The sequence below is a fragment of the Vibrio sp. 10N.222.46.A1 genome, from assembly GCF_041473595.1.
GTDB lineage: Bacteria > Pseudomonadota > Gammaproteobacteria > Enterobacterales > Vibrionaceae > Vibrio > Vibrio tasmaniensis_A.
The window spans coordinates 1-5,346 of sequence record NZ_JBFRSN010000592.1 but is presented as its reverse complement, the minus strand read 5'-3'; the positions used below and the strand labels follow the sequence as shown (position 1 = coordinate 5,346).

The 5,346-nt window shown below is 44.6% G+C and carries 6 protein-coding genes; 5 read left to right on the top strand and 1 reads right to left on the bottom strand.

Features of this window, described 5'->3' with window-relative positions; genetic code table 11:
• Window positions 1-95 precede the first annotated feature (95 nt).
• Both AB4496_RS16620 and AB4496_RS16615 read left to right on the top strand, forming a co-directional pair.
• On the top strand, window positions 96-743 hold the full coding sequence (locus AB4496_RS16620; RefSeq protein WP_032555160.1) for a DsbA family oxidoreductase: 648 nt from the start codon (window positions 96-98) through the stop codon (window positions 741-743).
• A 34-nt stretch (window positions 744-777) separates the two neighbouring features.
• The gene (locus AB4496_RS16615) at window positions 778-1,986 is read left to right on the top strand and encodes a winged helix-turn-helix domain-containing protein (protein ID WP_102258289.1); all 1,209 of its coding nucleotides are present in this window, start codon (window positions 778-780) and stop codon (window positions 1,984-1,986) included.
• A 65-nt stretch (window positions 1,987-2,051) separates the two neighbouring features.
• Here AB4496_RS16615 and AB4496_RS16610 read toward each other — a convergent pair whose 3' ends face one another.
• Window positions 2,052-2,990: a LysR substrate-binding domain-containing protein gene (locus tag AB4496_RS16610; RefSeq protein ID WP_009845910.1), complete on the bottom strand. Its 939-nt coding sequence runs from the start codon at window positions 2,988-2,990 to the stop codon at window positions 2,052-2,054.
• A 106-nt stretch (window positions 2,991-3,096) separates the two neighbouring features.
• On the opposite strand from AB4496_RS16610, the gene AB4496_RS16605 reads away from it, so the two are divergent.
• The 3 genes from AB4496_RS16605 (at window position 3,097) to AB4496_RS16595 (ending at window position 4,936) form a co-directional block, all read left to right on the top strand.
• Window positions 3,097-3,420 (top strand): putative quinol monooxygenase, encoded by a 324-nt coding sequence (locus tag AB4496_RS16605; protein ID WP_102258290.1) that lies wholly within the window; start codon window positions 3,097-3,099, stop codon window positions 3,418-3,420.
• 3 nt (window positions 3,421-3,423) lie between these two features.
• Window positions 3,424-4,398 carry a Gfo/Idh/MocA family protein gene (locus AB4496_RS16600; RefSeq protein ID WP_009845908.1) on the top strand — a complete coding sequence of 325 codons (975 nt, stop codon included), beginning with the start codon at window positions 3,424-3,426 and terminating at the stop codon, window positions 4,396-4,398.
• 199 nt (window positions 4,399-4,597) lie between these two features.
• Complete coding sequence (locus AB4496_RS16595; RefSeq protein WP_102258291.1) at window positions 4,598-4,936, top strand: Fis family transcriptional regulator; 339 nt, start codon at window positions 4,598-4,600, stop codon at window positions 4,934-4,936.
• Window positions 4,937-5,346 lie beyond the last annotated feature (410 nt).

Genomic DNA, 5,346 nt, shown 5'->3' with positions numbered 1-5,346 from the left:
ATTTGAACGATTGTTCAGGTTGTTGTAGTCTGAAGATAAATTGGATGCCTGCTTTTACTGCAGACATGCCTTATCAATGAGCATTTGGAATGACGATGAGCAAGAAACTTCAACTTGATATTATTTCTGACGTAATGTGCCCATGGTGCGTGGTCGGCTACAAAAACTTAGAGCAAGCAGTTTCAGAACTTGGCTTAGCAGAGCAAATTGAACTTGAATGGCAGCCGTTTGAGCTTAACCCTGATATGCCGCAAGAAGGCGAAAACCTGCGTGACCACATCATGAGAAAATACGGCTCTAGCGCAGAAGAGAGTCAAAGTTCACGCGAACAGCTTGCGGCGCGTGGCAAAGCGGTAGGGTTCGATTTCAATTTCTATGACAGCATGAGAATGGTGAATTCACGTCACCTGCATGTGCTGCTCGATTTCGCGTTGGCGCATGGCAAACAGACTGAGTTAAAGCTACGCTTCTTTACTGCTCATTTTTCAGAGCAGAAAAATCTTGCTGATCTTGAGGTTATCGCGCAAGAACTTGAAGCAGTTGGCTTAGACTCAACGAAGGCACTGAAGCGCCTAAAGAACATCGATAACTTGAAGCAAATTGAAGCGCAAGAGTTTGAATGGCAACACATGGGAATCTCAGCGGTTCCTACCGTGGTATTCAACCGCAAGAGTGCGGTCACTGGTGCGCAGACGGTCGAAACGTACAAGCAAATTCTTCAAGAACTTATTGCTGAATCATAAGCCGATTATTGGTATCAATTAGAGTCTGAATTACATGGAATCACTGTCACTCGCTCAAGCGCAAAAACTGGTATTGCTTTCGCAAAAGCTGCCGCCTAAGAAGTTACCACCTAAAAAGCAACGCAATGGGGGCACTTTGGCGAACACGCTGTCTGCGATTGAAAACCTTGGGTATGTTCAAATTGATACCATCTCTGTGATTCAGCGAGCTCACCACCATACGCTGTGGAATCGTAATCAAGACTACAAGCTTGATCATCTCGACAAGCTGCTAGAGCGTCGAGAAGTGTTTGAGTATTGGTCGCACGCTGCTGCTTATCTGCCTATGCGCGACTACCGCTTCAGCCTGCATCGAAAGAACGGGTTTGCGACCGGTAAGCTTAAGCATTGGTATAAAAAGGATGATGCACTGATGGCGCATGTTCTCAAACGCATTGAGAGCGAAGGGCCATTAATGGCGAAAGACTTTGAAGGGGATAGACCAAACCCCGGCGGATGGGGCGGTAAACCTGCCAAACAGGCACTAGAGACTTTGTTTATGCAAGGTGACTTAATGGTGCCGAGCCGAGTGAACTTCCATAAGGTGTATGACCTAACCGAACGAGTTTTGCCGAGTGCTATTGATACCTCAGAACCAACGGAACAAGAGTACATCGAGCATCTAATTACGCGTTATTTAGAAGCTAATGGTGTGGGAATAGCGTCGGAAATGAGCTATCTACTCAAGAACACAAAACCTCTGATTCAGACAACACTCCAGCAGATGCTTGAAGATAAACAAGTCGTGAAGGTGGATGTTCAAGGTGCTGATTATTATGTGTTGCCTAATGCGTTTGAACTGCTGAATCAGCCTCTATCTCGAACTAAGTTAAAGATACTGTCTCCGTTCGATAATCTGTTGATTCAACGTAAGCGAATGCAATCACTGTTCAATTTTGATTACCTTCTTGAGTGCTATGTTCCAGAAGCCAAGCGTCAGTTTGGTTATTTTAGCTTACCGATTCTCTGGCAAGGTGAGCTGGTGGCACGAATGGATTGCAAGGTCGACAGGAAGAGTGGTTTGCTCAATATCCGTAACTTGGTTGTGGAAGAGCGAATTAAAAACCATGAGTCTTTGGTTCATGCTTTATGCGATGAACTAAAACACTTCATGGTGTTCAACCAATGTGATGAGATGATCGTCCATAACACCACACCCTCTGATCTTGGTAAGCGCTTGATGAGCCATTGGCAAACAGTCTAGCGGTTTTGTTGTTAAAAAAACTCTTCGTTACTTAGAAGCCTCTTTGCTAATTCGTCAGCGCTTAGTTACTCAGAAAGAGTGGCTAACAAGAATTCGACAAAGGTTCGGTTCTTCAACGACAGTTGCTTGGTTTTGTAGAGCAAGTGAATCGGTTTAGGTAACGGTGCCATGCCGGGCAAGATCTCCAATAGCATTCCACGCTCAATTTCTTCTGCGACTAAGATAGTCGGCTGTAACAACACGCCTACGCCTTGAAGGGCAGCATATCGCAATACATCCCCATTGTTCGACATCAAACGTACTTGTCCTTTGTTCCCCGCAGTGTGAGTTGCTTGGTGACTCTGAGGATCTCGGGATTGAGGTTCACTATTTTGGATATGACGGATGTGAGTATCACGTCCAATAATATCACGACGACTGCTATAGCTGAATCCAAGCGATGGGTGTTGTGCAAGGTCTTCCAACACACGAATCTCAGCATGTTGGTTAAGGTACTCAGGAGCCGCGCAGTAACACATCTCATAATCCCCTAAGTATCTGGCGACTAAACTGGAGTCAGACAGGTCACCGATTCGCACAATCAAATCAATATCGGATGAATAAGGATCGACAAGGTCGTTGTTCAGCACCAGTTCGACATTAATCGTTGGGTGATGCGCGAGGAACTTAGCCACAATCGGGGCAAGCACCTTGTTTCCGTAGGTGACCGGGCAGTTTATCTTTACCGTGCCTTGAGGCTGGTTTTCCAAGGTTTGAATCAGGTTCTCTGCATTGCTGATGTCTTCGAGAATTCGCTTACATTCTCGATAATAAAGCTGACCTGAATCGGTTAACGATTGCTTACGCGTGGTGCGGTGGATCAGTTGAGAGTTGAGGCTCGATTCAAGGTGGTGGACATGTTTACTGATCATGGTCGCCGACAAGTTGAAGTGGTTGGCGGCGCTACGAAAGCTGCCTTGCTCGACCACGTAAACGAAGACCTTCATGCTAGTTAACTTATCCATTAAACACTCTCGGTTGATAAACAATAAACAAAACGTGAGTTTATCAATTATTAGGGGTTAATTATATTAATGGCAAACCGATAATTAACTAAAATAAGAGCGTGAAATGCCTCAGACGAATGAAACCATCTTTGTTACTGCAGAAATTAAGATTAAAACCAACATTGATCGTGAGGCTGCGATTGAAGCTATCGAGCAATTTTGCCGAGACATGCAAAGTGAGCCGGGCTGCCTACAAGCAATTGCAAGCTATGATCAAAACCAAAGCGATCGCGTTGTCTTGCTTGAGCAATACGCAAACCGCGAGGCGATCAATCAGCACTTTGTGATGCCTCATACGCAAGCGTTTATTGAGCGTGATATAACGGAATTAGTACAAGCATTTGAAACGCAACGTGGACCTATCAAAACACAAGAGCAGGAGATCTAAGCCATGAAATGGGGAATCCTAGGAACCAGCTTTATCTCAGGTGTAATGGCGGATGCGATTAAAGGCGATGCTCAAAGCGAGCTGTATGCCGTCGCTGGTCGTACTGAAAAAACACTTAACGAGTTTGCAGCCCAATATCAACCAACACTAACCTTCAACAGCTATGGAGCCCTGATTGAAGATGAGTCAGTCGACATTATCTACATCGCTCTACCAAATCACGTTCACCACGAATACGTGATTAAAGCGGCTCAAAAAGGCAAAGCGATCCTGTGTGAAAAATCGCTGTCGGTTGATATGGAAAAAACCGAGCAAGCTCTGCAAGCGGTGAAAGCATCTAGCGTGTTCTTCGCAGAAGGTTTGATGTACTTGAATCATCCATTGTTCGCCAAGCTTCATCAAGAATTAGCGACAGGTGAGATTGGCGAAGTGCGCTCAATTCAAGGTTCCTACGTTTCGGCGATTGATCAGTTCGTTAACCCTGCGAGCAAAGGCGCGCTATACAACCTTGGCTGCTACCCAATGTCGCTGATTCACTCTGTTGCGCAGCAGCAATTTGGCGAGAGTGTGTTCGATGATGTGCAGATCTCGGCAATCGGCCGACGTGGCCAAGATGGCAATATCTGTGAATCGTCGGCGATGATGCGTTTCAACGGCAGTTTTACCGCGCAAATCCATACTGCTGAAGATCACGGCTTAAAGCATGGTTTTACGATTCTAGGCAGCAAAGGCTGTATCACACTCGACACCAACCCATGGCTACCGACCGAAGAAAATACGTTTACGGTAGAGATCTATGAAACGTCGAAACGTGAAGTGAAAGTCGAAGCGCAAGGCGATGGCTTCCATTATCAAGTGCGTAATATCCGCCAAGCAGTTGAGCAAGGTGACACACAACTTGCTGCGCCGATGGCGACGCATCAAGACTCTCGCGTGATCATGAAGTTACTGACTGATTGGGAACAAGCGGCGAGCTAACATCTTCGTAAATCCTATATTCGCCTCATGCTTGATTGCTTCGTCAGTGATCAAGCATGAGGCGTTTCCTCTATATCTTCCAGTAGACTCTTCCCAATAAATACTTTGCATTTGAAACAGCCACAGTGTCCAATGTCGGTTAAGACAACATTGACCGAAAAACCTTATTTTTTAAGGTGTTAAATAGGATGCTTATTTCATGCGTAAATCAGATAAGAAGATCGAAAATCAAATCAGAGACGTGTTAACGGACGTGTGTGAAGACACGTTAAAAGGCTTCGATGGTTTTCTGTGGGTGACTCATACGGTCAATTTCTCTTCATTCCCGCAAAGTTTGAAAATCGTCTGCGTATTCGATACCAATCAGGATAGAACGAACTTCTTAGAGGTGGGAGGTCAGCAGGAGGTCTTTGTTGCTATCCAAAAGGCGTTTAGTCAGGTTGGGATTACATTGAAGAGCATCGATAAGCACGTCAGTTACGATACACAAGAAAATTGCGATCGCGACCATCAAGGGAAGTGGGACAAGAGGTTGTAAATAGGTTTGGGGGATCAGTGACCTGAGTGCTTAGGTAATGTAATGGCTGGGGGGCTATTTAGTTTATTTTAATCAATGGGGAAAGAACCGGGAATTATTAAATTTCGGTCAACCTAATATTAACAATACTTGTCTTTTTAAGCGCATGAGTTAACTCTATTTTTGAGTAAATATAATTGAGGTGAATGGGTGTCACGTATATAAGTATCGCTAATTGAAGTTGACGTATTTTTATGATTAATAGGTAATAAATACAGCTAGTTACTGATATATGAGTCTAGGTGCGCTTAAATTTCAATGGTGTTTAAATGAACAAAAATAAAATTACCCTAACAACACTCGCAATTTTACCTTTGCTTTCAGCATGTGGTAGCGATAGTAAGAGTACCGCCGCCACCACTCCTAAGCCT